A 2,120-nucleotide genomic window follows, 5' to 3' on the forward strand; every position below is an offset into this window, starting at 1 on the left:
CCCTCGGGCTAGGATCGGCCCTTGCCGGTCTTTCCTTCGGGTGCGGTCGAGAGAAATCGGCGATAGGTGGACGTTTCAGGGTCCGGAGACGGCGAGGCGAGCGAAGCGGGCCTGCGGACAAGCGGGGTTTTCAGCCCTCGCGCGGGACGCGGGCCCGCTTTGCCGAGCCTGACGGGGTCCGGCCGCCACGCGGCGCGGAACGCGGCCTTGAAGCGGCCGGCCGCCGGTTTACGCCCGCAGCAAAACCCGAGGGGAGGACCGACAAGGGACCTGTGCCCAGACTTCGAAAGTGACATGGGATGGCCGACATGATCTGCCGCCGCGGACCTGCTTTCCCCGTCGGCCACGACAAGGCGCAGGCGGAGAGATCGACCGGCGGGCCCGCGCGCAGCGCCTCACATCCCGAATGTCACGGCGGTTCACAGCAGCGATTTGGAGAGAGCAACGCAGCGATCGTCGAGACGGACAACACATGGCGAATGCGAGAAGAGGTGAGGATCCGCTTGCCGCCAGGGGACCGACCGTCGGCTGGAGACAGCCCGGAGCTGGCCTAGGCGGTCTCGGTTGCCTTCGCCCGCACGTCCGGCCGCCACTGCCGGATGACGTCTTCGATCTCGGCCTTGTAGGCCTCGGGATACTCCGCCACATGTCGGCCGGCGACATAGGCGAAGACGGTCGCCATGTCATGGGCGATGGCATTATCGACGGCGAAGAGGTCGGCGATGTCGAACCCGCCGAGGTCGATTGCATTCCACCAGGCGAGGATGAAGCCGGCGACGCGACGCGATTGCCCGGTGTCGCTGCGGGCGATGGTGAGAAGCCGCTCGAACGCGGCGCGCGTCGTCTCGTCCATGATGGTACTCCTATGACGAGCCAAGGTTAGCGCAAGCGCGATCCACTTGCACCTCAACGCCGCCCCCACGACCTTCCGCTGGCGAGCTTCCACGAGAGCGCCTCGATCTCGCCGCGGCGCTCAAAGGCCAGTTGATCGACATGCTCGCGGAAGAGCCGCTCATCCGCCGGCGTCCACCCGGCCTGACGACGCCTCGACGGTCGGGCTTTTGCCTTTGCGGTGTTGGTTTTCCGTTCAGCACGATGCTCGATCTGGCGTTCGATGCGAGCAAGCTGGCGACGGGCCTCGGAGCAGGCGGCTCGCGTTCGTGCGAGCGGCGCCGGTCTGCCGAGGTGTTCATAACGAACTCTCCCGGGCGCGGCGCCGCGAATACGCCGCCGGCCATGCCGGAAACGGGGTGGTGTCTGGCGCATAGGAGGCGGGCAACGCGACCGGAGCGATTGAGGATGCGAGATCGTCGCCGGCATTCTGCTGCATGGCATCGCTCAGGATGCCATGGAGTGCCGCGCAGATTTCGGCGCGCGGCTCCGGCCCTGCCTCGACCAGCAGATGAACGGCCACCATATAAGTCGTCATGGCCGGCCCTCCCTGCGGAGCAGCGGGTGTGCCGACGGCGAGCGGATCGACAGCAGGACAGCCTGCTTCCAGGCGTCAGTGCCGGAATAGTGCCGGCGCCGTTTGGGGTGCCAGACGACGAGGAGACTTGCCTCGTCATCATGGGCGGCCTTCCAGCCGAAGGCGGAAGCGATGATTTTCCAGGGCATCGCTGCCTCCTATCGCGTCCAGCCGAGGAAGCTCGACGGGCCGGAATAAATCCGATGGCGATTCTTATCGATGACGAAGCCGAACGGGCCACTTCGGTACTGTGATGACGGGATGAGGAAGCGGCGCTCCTCGGTGCCGGGGCCACGTCGGCCGCCCATCGTGGCGACGACTTCGACCATGCCTTTCTCGCGGTTCGAGGTGATCGCCGACACCACGATCCAGTCGCCGGCGTGCTGTTGTTCGAAGGACCGGCGATCCTTCTCGCGGGACTCTCCTGGGGCGAGGATGATCCCGAAGATCGTCTCCCATGCCTCCGGCCAGCTGTCCTTGACCGTCTGCTCGGCGCAGCGCCGCTCGAAGGCGGTGAACAGGTGCGGGAAGGTGATGGCGACGATCGCCCAGGCTTCATCTTCCTCGTACCAGCCGCCCTCGGCGCGAAGCATGGGATGGACCATGCGGTTGCGCGTTGCCGAGAGGTGAATGCCTCCATGGCCGGCCGTGG

4 protein-coding genes are annotated in these 2,120 nt (G+C 66.5%); all 4 read right to left on the reverse strand.

Features of this window, described 5'->3' with window-relative positions:
• Window positions 1–550: 550 nt before the first annotated feature.
• Window positions 551–853: a DUF7673 family protein gene (locus K9U40_RS22715; RefSeq protein WP_282892360.1), complete on the reverse strand. Its 303-nt coding sequence runs from the start codon at window positions 851–853 to the stop codon at window positions 551–553.
• Between the two features lie 336 nt (window positions 854–1,189).
• Window positions 1,190–1,429, reverse strand: coding sequence for a hypothetical protein (locus K9U40_RS22720; RefSeq protein WP_282892361.1), 240 nt, complete (start codon window positions 1,427–1,429; stop codon window positions 1,190–1,192).
• Window positions 1,426–1,617, reverse strand: coding sequence for a hypothetical protein (locus K9U40_RS22725; protein WP_282639838.1), 192 nt, complete (start codon window positions 1,615–1,617; stop codon window positions 1,426–1,428). Before K9U40_RS22725 ends, K9U40_RS22720 begins: the two co-directional genes overlap by 4 nt.
• Window positions 1,618–1,626: 9 nt before the next feature.
• Window positions 1,627–2,120, reverse strand: a 494-nt coding sequence (locus K9U40_RS22730) for a DUF7007 domain-containing protein (protein WP_432715935.1), incomplete at its 5' end; no start/stop codon positions are given.

The sequence above is a fragment of the Xanthobacter autotrophicus genome, from assembly GCF_030015065.1.
In the GTDB taxonomy this organism is placed as follows: domain Bacteria; phylum Pseudomonadota; class Alphaproteobacteria; order Rhizobiales; family Xanthobacteraceae; genus Xanthobacter; species Xanthobacter autotrophicus_D.